This is a genomic window from Pseudomonas sp. Pso3 (assembly GCF_055393275.1).
Genome location: NZ_AP043687.1, coordinates 821,942 through 835,885, shown reverse-complemented (window position 1 = coordinate 835,885; position 13,944 = coordinate 821,942). Strand labels below are relative to the sequence as shown.

Annotated in this window: 12 protein-coding genes and 2 pseudogenes; 10 read left to right on the top strand and 4 right to left on the bottom strand. The window is 67.2% G+C overall.

Features of this window, described 5'->3' with window-relative positions; all coding sequences use genetic code 11:
* The first annotated feature begins 338 nt into the window (after window positions 1-338).
* The 3 genes and pseudogenes from ACZ5R1_RS03885 to ACZ5R1_RS03875 all read left to right on the top strand — a co-directional run bounded on the left by ACZ5R1_RS03885 (window position 339) and on the right by ACZ5R1_RS03875 (window position 3,849).
* The gene (locus ACZ5R1_RS03885; protein WP_027600087.1) at window positions 339-1,751 is read left to right on the top strand and encodes a sugar porter family MFS transporter; all 1,413 of its coding nucleotides are present in this window, start codon (window positions 339-341) and stop codon (window positions 1,749-1,751) included.
* Window positions 1,752-1,905: 154 nt separating this feature from the next.
* Window positions 1,906-2,946, top strand: a pseudogene (locus ACZ5R1_RS03880) (cache domain-containing protein); the annotation flags it as partial.
* A gap of 135 nt (window positions 2,947-3,081) precedes the next feature.
* The gene (locus tag ACZ5R1_RS03875; protein WP_371099676.1) at window positions 3,082-3,849 is read left to right on the top strand and encodes a methyl-accepting chemotaxis protein; all 768 of its coding nucleotides are present in this window, start codon (window positions 3,082-3,084) and stop codon (window positions 3,847-3,849) included.
* A gap of 507 nt (window positions 3,850-4,356) precedes the next feature.
* Here ACZ5R1_RS03875 and ACZ5R1_RS03870 read toward each other — a convergent pair.
* Window positions 4,357-5,793, bottom strand: a complete 1,437-nt coding sequence (locus ACZ5R1_RS03870; RefSeq protein WP_115945281.1) for a dihydrolipoyl dehydrogenase — start codon at window positions 5,791-5,793, stop codon at window positions 4,357-4,359.
* 233 nt (window positions 5,794-6,026) lie between these two features.
* On the opposite strand from ACZ5R1_RS03870, the gene ACZ5R1_RS03865 reads away from it, so the two are divergent.
* Complete coding sequence (locus tag ACZ5R1_RS03865; RefSeq protein ID WP_044341642.1) at window positions 6,027-6,548, top strand: hypothetical protein; 522 nt, start codon at window positions 6,027-6,029, stop codon at window positions 6,546-6,548.
* A 351-nt stretch (window positions 6,549-6,899) separates the two neighbouring features.
* Window positions 6,900-7,943: an acyltransferase family protein gene (locus tag ACZ5R1_RS03860; protein ID WP_115945280.1), complete on the top strand. Its 1,044-nt coding sequence runs from the start codon at window positions 6,900-6,902 to the stop codon at window positions 7,941-7,943.
* Window positions 7,944-7,962: 19 nt separating this feature from the next.
* On the opposite strand, the gene crcB is transcribed toward ACZ5R1_RS03860, so the two are convergent.
* Both crcB and nhaA read right to left on the bottom strand, forming a co-directional pair.
* On the bottom strand, window positions 7,963-8,340 hold the full coding sequence (crcB, locus tag ACZ5R1_RS03855) for a fluoride efflux transporter CrcB (RefSeq protein WP_027600082.1): 378 nt from the start codon (window positions 8,338-8,340) through the stop codon (window positions 7,963-7,965).
* Between the two features lie 12 nt (window positions 8,341-8,352).
* Window positions 8,353-9,522 (bottom strand): Na+/H+ antiporter NhaA, encoded by a 1,170-nt coding sequence (gene nhaA / locus ACZ5R1_RS03850; RefSeq protein WP_115945279.1) that lies wholly within the window; start codon window positions 9,520-9,522, stop codon window positions 8,353-8,355.
* Window positions 9,523-9,780: 258 nt separating this feature from the next.
* Here nhaA and ACZ5R1_RS03845 point away from each other — a divergent pair, with 258 nt between their 5' ends.
* The 5 genes and pseudogenes from ACZ5R1_RS03845 (at window position 9,781) to ACZ5R1_RS03825 (ending at window position 13,491) form a co-directional block, all read left to right on the top strand.
* Window positions 9,781-10,950, top strand: a complete 1,170-nt coding sequence (locus ACZ5R1_RS03845; protein ID WP_181902003.1) for an HPP family protein — start codon at window positions 9,781-9,783, stop codon at window positions 10,948-10,950.
* A 106-nt stretch (window positions 10,951-11,056) separates the two neighbouring features.
* Complete coding sequence (locus ACZ5R1_RS03840) at window positions 11,057-11,488, top strand: DUF4398 domain-containing protein (protein ID WP_115945278.1); 432 nt, start codon at window positions 11,057-11,059, stop codon at window positions 11,486-11,488.
* Between the two features lie 29 nt (window positions 11,489-11,517).
* A pseudogene (locus ACZ5R1_RS03835) lies at window positions 11,518-11,901 on the top strand (DUF4398 domain-containing protein); the annotation flags it as partial.
* Window positions 11,902-12,007: 106 nt separating this feature from the next.
* Window positions 12,008-13,015: a zinc-dependent alcohol dehydrogenase family protein gene (locus ACZ5R1_RS03830; protein WP_115945277.1), complete on the top strand. Its 1,008-nt coding sequence runs from the start codon at window positions 12,008-12,010 to the stop codon at window positions 13,013-13,015.
* Window positions 13,016-13,098: 83 nt separating this feature from the next.
* Complete coding sequence (locus ACZ5R1_RS03825; RefSeq protein WP_007160683.1) at window positions 13,099-13,491, top strand: response regulator; 393 nt, start codon at window positions 13,099-13,101, stop codon at window positions 13,489-13,491.
* On the opposite strand, the gene ACZ5R1_RS03820 is transcribed toward ACZ5R1_RS03825, so the two are convergent.
* On the bottom strand, window positions 13,488-13,871 hold the full coding sequence (locus ACZ5R1_RS03820) for a response regulator (RefSeq protein WP_007160682.1): 384 nt from the start codon (window positions 13,869-13,871) through the stop codon (window positions 13,488-13,490). The genes ACZ5R1_RS03825 and ACZ5R1_RS03820 overlap by 4 nt on opposite strands.
* Window positions 13,872-13,944 lie beyond the last annotated feature (73 nt).

The following is a 13,944-nucleotide window of genomic DNA, read 5'->3' as shown; positions in this document are numbered from 1 at the left end:
GAGCCAGCGCCGGCCGCCCGAGTTCCAGTCGAAGCGGCGCCGCAAAACGGCTGCCCGCTGCACCCGTGCCGGGCTGCACGCCCAGCGCCGGTGGGCTTGCGGGGCTCAAGGCGGGCCCTTCGCGAAAACCCCTCGCGCCGCGCCTGCGGCGCGGCCCGTTGGTCGGAACGGGACTGCCGCGCGCCCTGGGGAACTCCAGCCGGCATCCCCGCCCTAATCCCCCACGCCTGCACTCGTGGCGCCCCTTCGCTGACTCGAAACGTTGCATTCGTTCGCTTCGCTGGCCTGGGGCGCCCGCTGCCGGCCCCCTTCGTGTCTTGCCAGGATCCCGCTCTGCCATGTCCGCTTCCGCTTCCCCCGCCGTCGACCCCGACCAGAAGGCTTCGGCCCGCCGGCTGATCTTCATCACCGTGCTGGTCGCCACAATGGGCGCCCTGGCCTTCGGCTACGACACCGGCATCATCGCCGGCGCCCTGCCCTTCATGACCCTGCCGCCCGACCAGGGTGGCCTGGGCCTCAATGCCTATACCGAGGGGCTGGTCACCGCCGCCCTGATCGTCGGCGCGGCCTTCGGCTCGCTGGCTGCGGGTTATCTCGCCGATCGCTATGGCCGCCGCACCACCCTGCGCCTGTTGTCGATCCTCTTCGTCGTCGGCGCCCTGGGCACCGCGGTGGCGCCCTCGGTGGAACTGATGGTGGTCGCGCGCTTCGTGCTCGGCCTGGCGGTGGGCGGCGGTTCGGCCACGGTGCCGGTGTTCATCGCCGAGATCGCCGGCCCCAAGCGCCGCGGTCGCCTGGTGAGTCGCAACGAACTGATGATCGTCAGCGGCCAGCTGCTGGCCTATGTGCTCAGCGCCCTGCTCGCCTGGCTGGTGCACGACAACGGCATCTGGCGCTACATGCTGGCCATCGCCATGGTGCCGGGCATCCTGCTGTTCGCCGGCACCTTTCTCTTGCCCACCTCGCCGCGCTGGCTGGCGGCCAAGGGTCGGATCGAAGAAGCCGAGGCCGTGCTGGAACGCCTGCGCGACACCCCCGAGGAGGTGCAGCGCGAGGTCGAGGAGATGCGCGAGAGCGAGGAGCAGGCTAAGCATCGCCCGCCATTGCGCGAATTGCTGAGCCAGGGCTGGGTGGTCAAGTTGCTCCTGCTGGGCATCGGCCTGGGCTTCGTCGCCCAGTTCACCGGGGTCAACGCCTTCATGTACTACACGCCGATCATCCTCAAGAGCACCGGCATGGGCACCAGCGCGGCCCTGACCGCCACCATCGGCAACGGCGTGGTCTCGGTGATCGCCACCCTGCTCGGCATCTGGGCCATCGGCCGCGCCGGACGCCGTACCCTGCTGCTGATCGGCCTGGTGATCGTGGTCGTCGCGCAACTGGCGCTGGGCAGCGTGCTGCTGTGGCTGCCGCAGGACCTCACCCAGAGCTACCTGGCGCTGGCCTGTATCCTGGTGTTCCTGCTGTTCATGCAGATGTGCATCGCGCCGGTCTACTGGCTGCTGATGTCCGAGCTGTTTCCCAACCAGGTCCGTGGCCTGCTGACCGGGGTGGCGGTGGCCGTGCAGTGGCTGTGCAACGCCACCGTGGCCTTCAGCTTTCCGGTGGCCCTGGAAGCCATCGGCAACTACACCTTCTATGTCTTCGCCGCCATCAACCTGGGCTCGCTGCTGTTCGTCTATTTCTGCCTGCCGGAGACGCGCGGCAAGTCCCTGGAAGAAATCGAACGTCATCTGAAGAAAGAGTTATAGCGGGTCGTTAGCCGACCGATCGGCGATTTTCCGGCTTGTTACGGACCAGATGGAATAATTTCTCATCCCGTATCAAGTCGGACTTTTCTGGGCCGATGCAGAGTGAAGGCATGTCGCCGTCATTCTTCGCGCCAGGGCGCGACCGGGGCTTTCGATGAACATCAAGCAAAAACTCACCTCGCTTTTCGCGGTAACCGCCTGCCTCCCGGTGATCCTGGTGGCGGGCGTGGTCATCATGAACGTGCGCAGTCAGGCCACCGGCGACTTCCTCGACGGCAGCGGGCGCGAAATCCGCCAGATCGACCGCAACATCCAGCAGTTCTTCTCCGGCATCCAGCAGAACGTCGACTTCCTCGCCAAGGAACCGAACATCGTCGCGCTGCAAGGCCTGAAGAACTACAGCGGCGCCGACGCCGCCCAGTTGCCGCAGCCGGAAGCCGGCCAGCAGGCGCTGGCCTATTTCACCCGCTTCGCCAAGACCCACCCCACCACCGCCTACCTGTCGGTCGGTCTGGCCGATGGCGGCTATGTCAGCTGGCCGGACGACGCCAAGCTGGCCAACTACGATCCGCGCGTGCGCCCCTGGTACCAGGCGGCCATGAACAATCCCGGCAAGGTGGTGCGCACCCCGGCCTACTACTGGGCCACCGACGACGTCTCGCTGATGGGTGTGGTGCGGACCATGGAAGATGCCAGCGGCAAGGTCCGCGGCGTGGTGGGCCTGGACATCTCGCTCAAGCAGCTCACCGATCTGGTCAAGAGCATCACCCTGGGTCAGAGCGGCTACCTGCTGCTGGTGGAAGACAGCGGCAACGTACTGGTCGACCCGCGCGACCCCAAGCACAACTTCAAGCAGCTCAAGGAGCTGGGTGACGCCTACCAGACCCTCAGCGGCATCCAGAGCGGCCTGGGTGAGGTCAATCTCAACGGCACCGACTACATGGTCAACGTCTATCCGGCCAAGGATCTGGGCTGGAAATTCATCGGCCTGATCGAGCGCAGCGAAGTCATGGGCAAGGCCACCGCCCTGACTTGGCAGATCGCCGGCATCACCGCGGTGCTGGCGCTGCTGTTCGCCGTGCTCGGCGCCGCCTTCGCCGGCATGATCGTGCGGCCGATCCGCGGTGTCTCCGCCGGCCTCGAATCCATCGCCCAGGGCGAAGGCGACCTGACCAAGAGCCTGACCGTGCAGGGCAAGGACGAAACCGCCACCCTGGCCGGCTGGTTCAACCAGTTCCTCGCCAGCATCCGCCAGCTGGTGCAGCGCATCGGCCAGGCCTCCAACGACCTCCAGCAGGCCTCGCAGACCACCACCCAGGCGGCGGCCAGCATGAATGAAGTGGCCGGGCGCCAGCGCGAAGCCGTGGAGCTGGTGTCCACCGCCTTCAACGAGATGGTCGCTACCTCCAACGAGGTCGCGCGTTCCTGCAGCCAGGCCGCGGCCTCCGCCGACGCCGGTCATCACAAGGTGCAGGAAGGCTACGGCCAGATCGAGAAGGCCACCGGCAACGTCAACCAGCTCAGCGGCAGCCTGGCCCAGTCGGCCCAGGCCATGGCGGTGCTGGAACAGGACAGCCACAACATCAACACCATCCTCGACACCATCCGCGGCATCGCCGAACAGACCAACCTGCTGGCGCTCAACGCCGCCATCGAAGCGGCGCGGGCCGGTGAGCAGGGGCGTGGCTTCGCCGTGGTGGCCGACGAGGTGCGGGCCCTGGCCAAGCGCACCGCCGACTCCACCGGCGAGATCGACGGCCTGCTTGGCAGCCTGGCGCGGCGCACCCAGGAGGTCACCCGCCAGATCGAGACCAGCCTGGAGCTGTCGCAGACCAGCGTGGCCTCCATCAGCGAGGCGCGTGGCAGCTTCGAAGGCATCCGCCAGTCGGTGGACGAGATCCGCGACCAGGCCCTGCAGATCGCCGCGGCAGCCGAGGAACAGCACCAGGTGGCCGAGGACATCAACCGCCACATCGCCCAGATCCACGACGACGCCCAGCAGGTGGAAGGCCTGGCCCAGTCCACCACCCGCGACTCCTCGCGCCTGTCGCAACTGTCGGGCGAACTGGACGGCCTGGTGCGGCGCTTCAAGGCCTGATGACTGTTTGGCGGTAGCAGAAGCCCCGCGGGTGATCCCCCGGGGCTTTTTGTTGGCTGGGATTTCGGGAACACGTGGATAAGGCTGCGCCGTTATCCACCCTACGGCGCTGAACCTCCCCGCTGCGCAGGACAGCCCCTCTCCCCCTGGAAGAGGGTTGGGGTGAGGGTGCCTTCAGCCAAGCCGTAGCGTGAAAAACGGCGCAGCCTTTTCCACTGGCTGGTCGAGCACCCCGTTGGGCTTCGCTGCGCTCAACCCAACCTACGGGACTGGTGGTAGCAGACGCCGCTCGGGTTACTCCAGCGGGACTCTTTGTAGACCGGGCGTTCGGGAGCGCGTGGATAAGGCTGCGCCGTTATCCACCCTACGGACGTTGAACCTCCCTGCTGCGCAAGACAGCCCCCTCTCCCCCTGGGAGAGGGTTGGGGTGAGGGTGCCTTCAGCCAAACCGTAGCGTGGAAAACGGCGCAGCCTTTTCCACTGGCGGATCGAGCCCAACAGCCCCCCTCAAGCCCCGGACGGCAGACCCTGGTCGCGATCGCCGCGCAGGTTGCTGTGGGCGGCCTGGCAGATCTCGCGCAGGCCGCTCTTGAGGCCTTCTTCGAGGGTGGGGTGGTAGAAGGGCATGTCCAGCAGCGAGCTGGCGGTCTCACCGTGGATCAGCGCCAGCACCAGCAGATGGCCAATATGGTCCATGCCCGGTCCGACCATGGCCGCGCCGGTCAATTTGCCAGTGCCCGGTTCGGCATAGAAACGGGCGATGCCCTGGTTGCGCGCCTCGACCCGGGCGCGGCCCTGGTCGTGGTAGGAAGAGGTGCCGATCAGACTGCCCCGGTCGGGCGGACTGCCCAGCACGGCCACCGGCGGATCGGTGAAGATCAGCGAAAACAGCGGCGATCTCGGGGTCGGTCGGACCTCGGGATAGCAGGCGGCATTGTGCCCGGCGATGGCCCCCTCGTCGGAGGCCTCGTGGAGGATCGGCCGGTCATGGTCGGCATCGCCGGCGATAAAGATCGACGAGGAGCCACACTGCATCGTCTCGGGGTCGTAGACCGGGGTGCCATGGTCGTCCAGCTCGATGCCGGTGGTCTCCAGCCCCAGGCCCTTCAGCCGCGGCGGTCGTCCGGCGGCCACCAGCACGTAGTCGAAGTCGCCCTCGCCGCTCGCCGCGCCGGACCAGGACAGTCGCACGCCCTCGCCCTCCCGCCGGGCATCCACCTCGACGTTCAGGTACAGGGTCAGGTCCTGTTCCAGGATCTTGCGCAACTCGGCCTTGACCTCCAGGTCCTCCAGCGCGCCCAGGCCATCGTCCTGACCGAACAGGGTGACGGCCACACCGAGGCGGGCCATGGCCTGGGCCAGTTCCAGGCCCACCGGACCGGTGCCGATCACCGCCAGCGAACGCGGCAGATCGGGGAGTTCGAAGATCGTCTCGTTGGTCAGCGCCCGCTCGCCGAGGGCGTCGAAGGGTTCCGGCACCAGGGGGTAGGAGCCGGTGGCGATGATCACGCTACGGGCGCTTATCGTCTTACCATCGCTGAGCTGCAGGCGATCCGGCGCCACGAAGCGCGCCGTCGCGCGCTGGGCCACGCCCTCGGGCAACTTGGCGAAACCCTCCTTGGTGGCGGCGACGAAATGATCGCGCTCGCGCCGCACCCGCGCCATGACCGCCGCGCCATCGACGCTGACGCTGCCCACCTCGATGCCGAAGTTGCCGGCGCGGCGGACGGCATGATGAGCCTCCCCGGCGACGATCAGCAGCTTGGAGGGCATGCAGCCCACGGAGGCACAGGTGGTGCCGGCCCAGCGGTCGTCGATCAGCAGGGTGCGCGCGCCCTGGCGGCGGGCGGCGCGTTCGGCGGCGAGGCCGGCGGTTCCGGCCCCGATCACGGCGACATCACATTCGAGATCGGCGGGGGTCGTAGCGGCTGCAGGGTCACTCATCTCATCACCTGACGTTGTGAAGGGTTACCCGACTCGCGCCAGGTCTCCAGCAAGGGACCCCAAGCGCAACGTTGAGGTTGCATCCCCAAGGCGTGACCCACTTCGACAAAAAACCGACAATTCTTGTCAGGAGCGTCAAATTCCATGCCACTCGTCACCTTATACTGGCCATCTGGAACCATTGAGGGTGTCCTATCCTCAATTAGCCAACTTAAATGGACGCAGGCACTCACATGGAACGTGACATCAGCAAGATTCCGCTCATCAACGATTGGTCCTACCTGATCGCCCTGGAAACCGGCCTGTTCACCCGGGGTGAACTCAGCGGCGCGGTGCTCAAGGCCCTCAATGACCAGGCCCGCCTGCTCTCCCGTCGCTACCTGGTGCAGAAGTCCAAGCTGGACGTACGCAAGCTGACGCCCGCCGAGACCGAGATCCTCGACACCCTCAGCGACACCGCCGCCAGTCTGCGCCGCCGCCAGCGGCTGCCGCACAACATCGTCAAGAGCCTCAGGGCCGGCGGCCTGATCGCCGCGGTCGAGCGCAGCGTCTGCGCCTCGGGCATCCTGCAGTGCCACAACGGCTTCTATGAAGACGGCCTGGAGCCGGGCGCCTTCGAGCGGATCGTCATGCGCCATCCCCATGAATTCGGCGATCACGCCCGCCAGAGCGCTGCCCTCTACTTCGCCCAGGAACCCTTCGCCCTGGAACCGTCGCAAGACGTGCACGACCAGCCGCTGCAGGCCAGCGCCTGATGAGCGAGGCGCACGCAATGACCGGGGCGGCCGGGAGGCCCCAGACCCCGCTCGCCTGCGCGCGTCTCGCCGCCCCCGTTCCCGCGTGCGGTACCGCTTTTCCGGAGTCCTGGCGCATGACGCCCGCTTTCGCGCCGCTCAGCCCCCCATAGCACCCCTGCCCTCGCCGGCCGGCCGATCTCGCTGATCGCGTCGGCTGTCGTCCTTTCGTTGCCGGCCCAGCCGGCAGCGGCCTTTGCCTGCGCGCGTCTCATGACGAGCGTCTCTGCCGATGCCGTTCGCGTCGCCGTCCAGCCGGAGTCCGCTCCCGGAGGGTGGCCGCGGCATGGGCCACGGCTGCGAGGAGCAGACATGACTACCGCCCACGTCCCCCAGGGACGCAACAACTTCGATTTCCTGAGATTCGCCGCGGCCTCCACCGTGGTGATCGGCCACGGCTTCTGGCTCTCGGGGCATATCGGCGCCGAGCCGATCCTCAACTTCACCGGCTTCACCGACGCGGCCAACATCGCCGTCTATGTGTTCTTCGTGATCAGCGGCTTCCTGATCACGGCGTCCTTCCAGCGCAGTCGCAATCCCCTGGACTTTCTGCTCAAGCGCGCCCTGCGGATCTTTCCGGCGCTGATCGTCTCGGTGCTGTTCTCGGTGCTGGTGGTGGGCTGGCTGGCCACCAGCCGGGAAACGAGCGCCTACTTCAGCGATCGTCAGACCCTGGGCTTCTTCAAGAACATCCTCTTGATGACGCGCTTCGAACTGCCCGGCGTCTTCACCGGCAATCCCTTTCCGGACACGGTGAACGGCAGCTACTGGACCCTGCCCTACGAGGTGTTCATGTACCTGTCGCTGCTGATCATCGGGGTGCTGGGGCTGCTGACCCGCTCGGTGGTCATGGCCACCCTGGTGGTGCTGGTGCTGGGCAACTTCCTGCTGCTGCCGCAGATGGGCATCGCCAGCTTCGTGCTGCACAAGGTGTTCAGCCTGGGCATGTTCTTTTTCGCCGGCGCCCTGCTGCAACTCGCGGGACCGCGCATCCCCTGGCGCCTGGAGATCGCCCTGGCGCTCTGCCTGCTGTCGCTGGCGGCCATCGTCTGGCATGTCCTGCCGGTGATCCACCTGGTGTCGCTGGCCTATGTGATCATCTACCTGGCCCAGGTGCAGGTACCGCTGCTGCATGGCTTCGGCCGCTTCGGCGACTATTCCTACGGCCTCTACCTGTTCAACTTCCCGGTCCAGCAACTGCTCATGCACTGGTTTCCCGACAGCTTCTCGCTGCCTGGTTTCCTGCTGGTGAGCTATGTCCTGACCCTGGGGTTCGCGGTGCTCTCCTGGCACCTGATCGAGGCGCCGGCGCTGAGATTCAAGCCGCGGCGCCAGGCCCCGGTGGCGCCGGCCTGAGGCCAGCTGGCCGGGCGTCTCAGCCGAGGCGACCGGCCAGGGCGAAACCGGCCAGGGTCAGCAGTAGCGAGCCCAGCACATGGATGGTCACGGTGAGCGCCGCCCAGCCCAGGCGGCCGCTCTGCAGCAGTCCCACCACCTCGGCGGAAAAGGTCGAGAAGGTGGTGAAGCCGCCGCAGAAGCCGGTCACCAGCAGCAGGCGCCACTGGGCTTCCAGCCCCGGATAACGGGAGAACAGCCCCAGCGCCAGGCCGATCACGAAGCCGCCGACCAGATTGACCAGCAGCGTGCCCAGGGGCAGCAGCGGAAACAGCGCATTCAGCCGCAGACCGACCCACCAGCGACAGGCGCTGCCGAGGGCACCGCCAAACATCACCGCGAACAGCGCATAGGGCATCTCAGACTCCTCTCAACGACGAGGGGCGGCGAGGAGCAGGACGGCAACGCCCGCCAGGGCGGACAACAGCGACCCCAGCAGCACACCGATCTTGACCTCGTCGACCAGGAAGGGCGCCCCCGGAAAGGCCAGGGCGCCGATGAACAGACTCATGGTAAAGCCAATGCCGCAGAGCAGCGCCACGCCGTAGAGCTGCAGCCAGCTGGCACCCTCGGGCAGCCGCGCCAGACCGCTGCGGATGGCCAGCACCGCCATCAGGGAAATCCCGATCTGCTTGCCAAGGAACAGCCCCAGGGTCACGCCCAGGGGCACCGGATCCAGCAGATTGGCCGGTGACATCCCGGCCAGGGAGACCCCGGCATTGGCGAAGCCGAACAGCGGCACGATCAGGAAGGCCACCCAGGGATGCAGCGCGGACTCCAGCCGCAGCAGCGGCGAGGCGTCGTCGGCCTCGGTGTCGCCCAGGGGAATGAACAGCGCCAGGATAACCCCGGCCAGGGTCGCATGGATGCCCGAACGCAGCATGCAGAACCATAGCAGCGCCCCCACCAGCAGATAGGGCAACAGGGCGGTGACCTTGAGGCGATTGAGCACGAACAGCACCGCCACCAGACCGGCCGCGGCCAGCAGCATGCTGCTGGAGAGGTCGCTGGTGTAGAACAGCGCGATGATCAGCACGGCGCCGAGGTCATCGAGGATCGCCAGGGCGGAGAGAAACACCTTGAGCGACACCGGCACCCGCGAACCCAGCAGCGACAGCACGCCCAGGGCGAAGGCGATGTCGGTGGCGGCGGGAATCGCCCAACCCGAGAGGGTCTGGGGATCGTGGCGATTGACCAGGGCATAGAGCAGCGCCGGCACCAGCATGCCGCCCAGGGCGGCGAGCCCCGGCAGGGCGCGATCGCCCCAGCTGGCGAGTTGGCCGACCGCCATCTCGCGCTTGATCTCCAGCCCCACCAGCAGGAAGAAGATGGCCATCAGGCCGTCGTTGATCCAGTGACCGAGGGACAGACCACCCACATACCAGTGCAGACTGGCGAAATAGCCCTCGGCCAGCGGCGAGTTGGCGACGATCAGGGCGATGGCGGCGGCCACCATCAGCACGACACCACCGGCCGCTTCGGCCGCGACGAAGCGATTGAGATAGGCCAGGGCCCTGGCCGGAGAAAGGGGAGAGTTCATGGGCAGCCGTACTCCGCGCGGCGGCCCGACCTGCGCTCGATTCAACCTGTCCTACCGCGTGGCTGCGGCGACACCCAGCCGATGATCCTACTACGACGGCCGCGGCGGTCGCAGCAGAAAATCGCCTGGAGACGGCAGCCGCTCTGGGTCGCCGCCTGGCCGTCGACCCGGGCGCCGAGCGCGCCGCGCCGGTCTTGCCAGGGCTGCGTCCAGGAGGGACCATCAGCGCCCTCGTTCTGCCCAGCAGCTGCCTCTCCCATGTCCCAGGAACCCCTTACGCCCTCGCCTTCGCCGTCTCTCTTCGCCCGCCTGGCCCAGGGCCTGCGCGCCTTCTGGCCGGCGCCGCTGCCCATCGACGGACGCGAGCGGCTGCGCGCCAGCCTCGGCGCCGGCCTCGGCATCCTGCTCGCGGCCCTGCTCGCCGCCTGGTGGCTGGAAGGCCAGCCGGTGCATCAGCATGGCGCCCTGGCATTGGCGCTGGTAGCTCCGCTGGGCGCCAGCGCCGTACTGGTGTTCGCCCTGCCCTCCAGTCCGCTGGCGCAGCCCTGGTCGGTGGTGGGCGGCAACACCCTGTCGGCGCTGATCGGCATCGCCTGCGCCCTGTGGATTCCCGAGGCTAACCTGGCCGCCGCCGTGGCGGTCGCCCTCGCCATCGCCGCCATGTTCACCCTGCGCTGCCTGCACCCGCCGGGTGGCGCCTCGGCGCTGCTGATGGTGCTGATCGGCGCCCAGGACTTCAGCTACGCCTGGAGTCCGGTGGCGCTGGATTCGCTGCTGCTGGTGAGCGCCGGCCTGCTCTACAACAACCTGACCCGCCGCCCCTGGCCCCATGTGCCACGCCCGGCCGAGCCGAGTGGCGAGACGCGCCTGCAGCGCGCCGACCTCGACGCCGTGCTGGCACGCTACAACCAGGTGCTGGACATCAGCCGCGACGACCTCGCCGAATTGCTCGAACAGGTGGAGGCGCGCGCCTACCAGCGCAAGATGGGCGAGTTGCGCTGCGCCGACGTCATGAGCCACGAACCGGTGACGGCCCGCGCCGAGATGCCGCTGCAGCAAGCCTGGGCGCTGATGCGCGCCCGGCGCATCAAGGCGCTGCCGGTGGTGGATCGCCAGGGTCATCTGCTGGGTATCGTCACCGTCGCCGACTTCATGCGGCAGATCGATCTGGACGTCCACGAAGGCCTCGGCTGGCGCCTGAGATCGCTGGTCCGCCCGCGCACGCGCCAGGAGGAAAACAGCGTCGGTCACATCATGACCCGTACCGTGCGGGTGGCCAGCGCCGACCGCCTGCTGATCGATCTGGTGCCGGTGTTTTCCGAGAACGGCCACCGCCACATCCCCATCATCGACGGCTCGCGCCGCCTGGTGGGCATCATCACCCAGTCGGATCTGATCCGCGCGCTGTACCAGGCGGTACGGGCCTGACCGCAGCGAGCCGCCCTCGGCTGGGGTTCTGCAGCGAACCTCGCCGCGTTTTCGTCGTCTCAAAGGCACTGTCGCCCATTCCGGGCGACCTGCCAGGAATGTTCGGATGAAAACCGGTCCCGCTCGTGCCTCTTCGTTCTCCGCGCCTCGTGCGCTGCTCGCCAGCCTGGTCCTGGGCGGCGGTCTGCTGCTCGCGGGCTGCGCCGGCAACCCGCCGACCGCGCAGATGGCCGTGACCCAGTCCGCCGTCAACGAAGCCGTGAGCGGCGGCGGCAACCAGTTCGCCCCCATCGAGACCAAGGCGGCCCAGGACAAGTGGACCCAGGCCCAGGCCGCCCTGTCCAACGAGAAATACGACGAGGCCAAGCGCCTGGCCGAGCAGGCCGAGTGGGATGCCCGTCTGGCGACCCGCAAGACCCAGGCCGCCAAGGCCCAGGCGGCGCTGCAGGATGCCCAGAACAGCATCCAGCAGATCCGTGAGGAAGGTCAGATCAACCTCCAGCTGCAACAGAATCTACAGAAAAAGGTGCAGCAGTAAGGCTGCCCGCTCTCTTGAAGGACGAAACCATGCGTAAACGTTTTCTGCTCCCGCTGATGTCGGCGCTGACCCTCACCCTGGCCGCCTGCGCCACGCCGCCCAACCCCAACCTGGAAAAGGCGCGCAACGACTACGCCGCCCTCGAATCCCAGCCCCAGGCCACCCAGCTGGCGGCGTTGGAAACCAAGGACGCCGGCACCTGGCTGGCCAAGGCCGACAAGGCCTACAAGGACGGTGAGAACGAGCGCACCGTCGACCAGCTGGCCTACCTGACCCAGCAACGCATCCAGACCGCCATGCAGACCATCAAGCTGCGCATGGCCGAAGCCGAGCTGAAGAAGGTCGACGCCGAACGCGGCGAAGCCCGCCTCAACACCCGCACCCAGCAGCTGCAGCAACTGCAGAAGGCGATCAAGTAAGGTCCAGGGCGCAGGTCCCCTGGCGGGAATCCTGCGCCCCCTGCCGTGGTCCTCTACTGACCCGCGAGCGTCCTGCTCGCCACAGTCCGGAGGATTTCTCATGCACGCCATACGCCTACGCAAACCCGGTGGTCTGGACCAGCTGGAGCCCTGCGAACTGCCCGATCCCGGGCAGCCGGGGGCTGGCGAGATCCGGGTGCGGATCAAGGCCAGCTCGCTGAATTTCCATGACCTGGGCGTGGTGCTGGGCAAGATGCCGACCGCCGATGGGCGCATTCCCATGTCCGATGGCGCCGGGGTGGTCGAGGCGGTGGGCGCGGGGGTCAGCGAATTCGCCGTGGGCGATCACGTGGTCTCGACCTTCTTTCCCCACTGGCTGGACGGCGCGCCGCCCATCGATGACTTTTCCACCACGCCCGGCGATGGCGTCGACGGCTTCGCCTGCGAGGTGGTGGTACGTCCAGCCACCGCCTTCACCCGCGCGCCCAAGGGCTACAGCCATGCCGAGGCGGCGACCCTGACCACGGCCGGACTCACCGCCTGGCGCGCCCTGGTGGTGGACGGTGGCCTCAAGGCCGGTGACAGCGTGCTGGTCATGGGGACCGGCGGCGTCTCCATCTTCGCCCTGCAGATGGCCAAGGCCATGGGCGCCACGGTGATCGCCACCTCATCGTCGGACGAAAAGCTGCAGCGCGCCTATGCCCTGGGCGCCGATCACCTGATCAACTACCGTGAAGAGCCGGAATGGGGCGCCAAGGTACAGGCCATCACCGGCGGCCGTGGCGTCGACATCGTGGTGGAGGTGGGCGGTCCGGCGACCCTGGCGCAGTCCATCCAGGCCGCGCGCATCCATGGGCACCTGGCGCTGATCGGGGTGCTCACCGGCGTCGAGGGCCAGGTCCCCACCGCCAACCTGATGCGCCGCCACCAGCGACTGCAGGGTTTGATCGTCGGCAGTCGTCGCCATCAGCAGGAGATGATTCGCGCCCTGGAAAGCACCGGGATTAAGCCGGTCATCGATCGCAGCTACCCGCTGAACGAGATCGCCGCGGCCTTCGCCTTCCAGAAGGACGGCAGCCATTTCGGCAAGATCGTCCTGGAGTTCTGATAATGGTCAGACGAAAGCCAGACTGAGCCCAGCAGGCCTCTGCTAGACTTCCGGAATCGTCTCATCGCGTTCCGGAAGTCCCGATGACCTCGCCTGATCCCCTCCCCTATCTCGTCGTCATCGAAGACAACGGGCTGCTCGCCGAACTGCTGAGCAATCACCTCGAAGAGCGACTGGGCTGGACCTGTGTTCGCTTCGACAACGCCGACGACGCCCTGGTGCATCTGCTCCAGCAGCAGCAAAGCCCCGGGCTGGTGATCACCGACCACCTGATGCCCGGCCAGCTGCGTGGCGGCGAACTGGCGGAGATGCTGTTGCAGCGCTGGCCCGCGCTGCCCATGGTGATCACCTCGGGCTACGGCTACGAGATCACCACGGCGCTGCCCGAGCAGGTGATCTTCCTGCAGAAGCCCTGGACGCTGGACGAGGTGGATTCGGCGGTACGCCTGGCACGGGCGCGCCAGGCGGCGGGCTAGACACCCAGCTGGCCGCAGGCCTTGAGCAACTGGTCGATGGTCCAGGGCTTGGGCAGGAACAGCGCCCGCTCCTCGCGCTCGGCGTACTGCTGGCCGGTATAGCCGGAGGACACCAGGATCGGCAATTGTGGAAAGCGCTGACGCACCTGCTTGGCCAGGGCGAGTCCGTCCAGCCGACCCGGCATGCGCACGTCGGTGAACAGGAGATCGGGCGGTAAGGGATCGGACTCGAGCCAACCCCAGGCGGCGTCGGCGGTATCGAAGGACTGGACGGCATAACCTTCCATCTCGAATACCTCCGTCGCCAGCGATCTCAGCACCGGATCGTCTTCGACGACCAGCACGGTGGTAACAGCAGCGGAAGAAACTACATCGGTCATGGCAACGCTACTTCATTAGTACGACTAAATAGACCGAAATTTCTCGAATTGGATCACAAGGCTCGGATGGGCG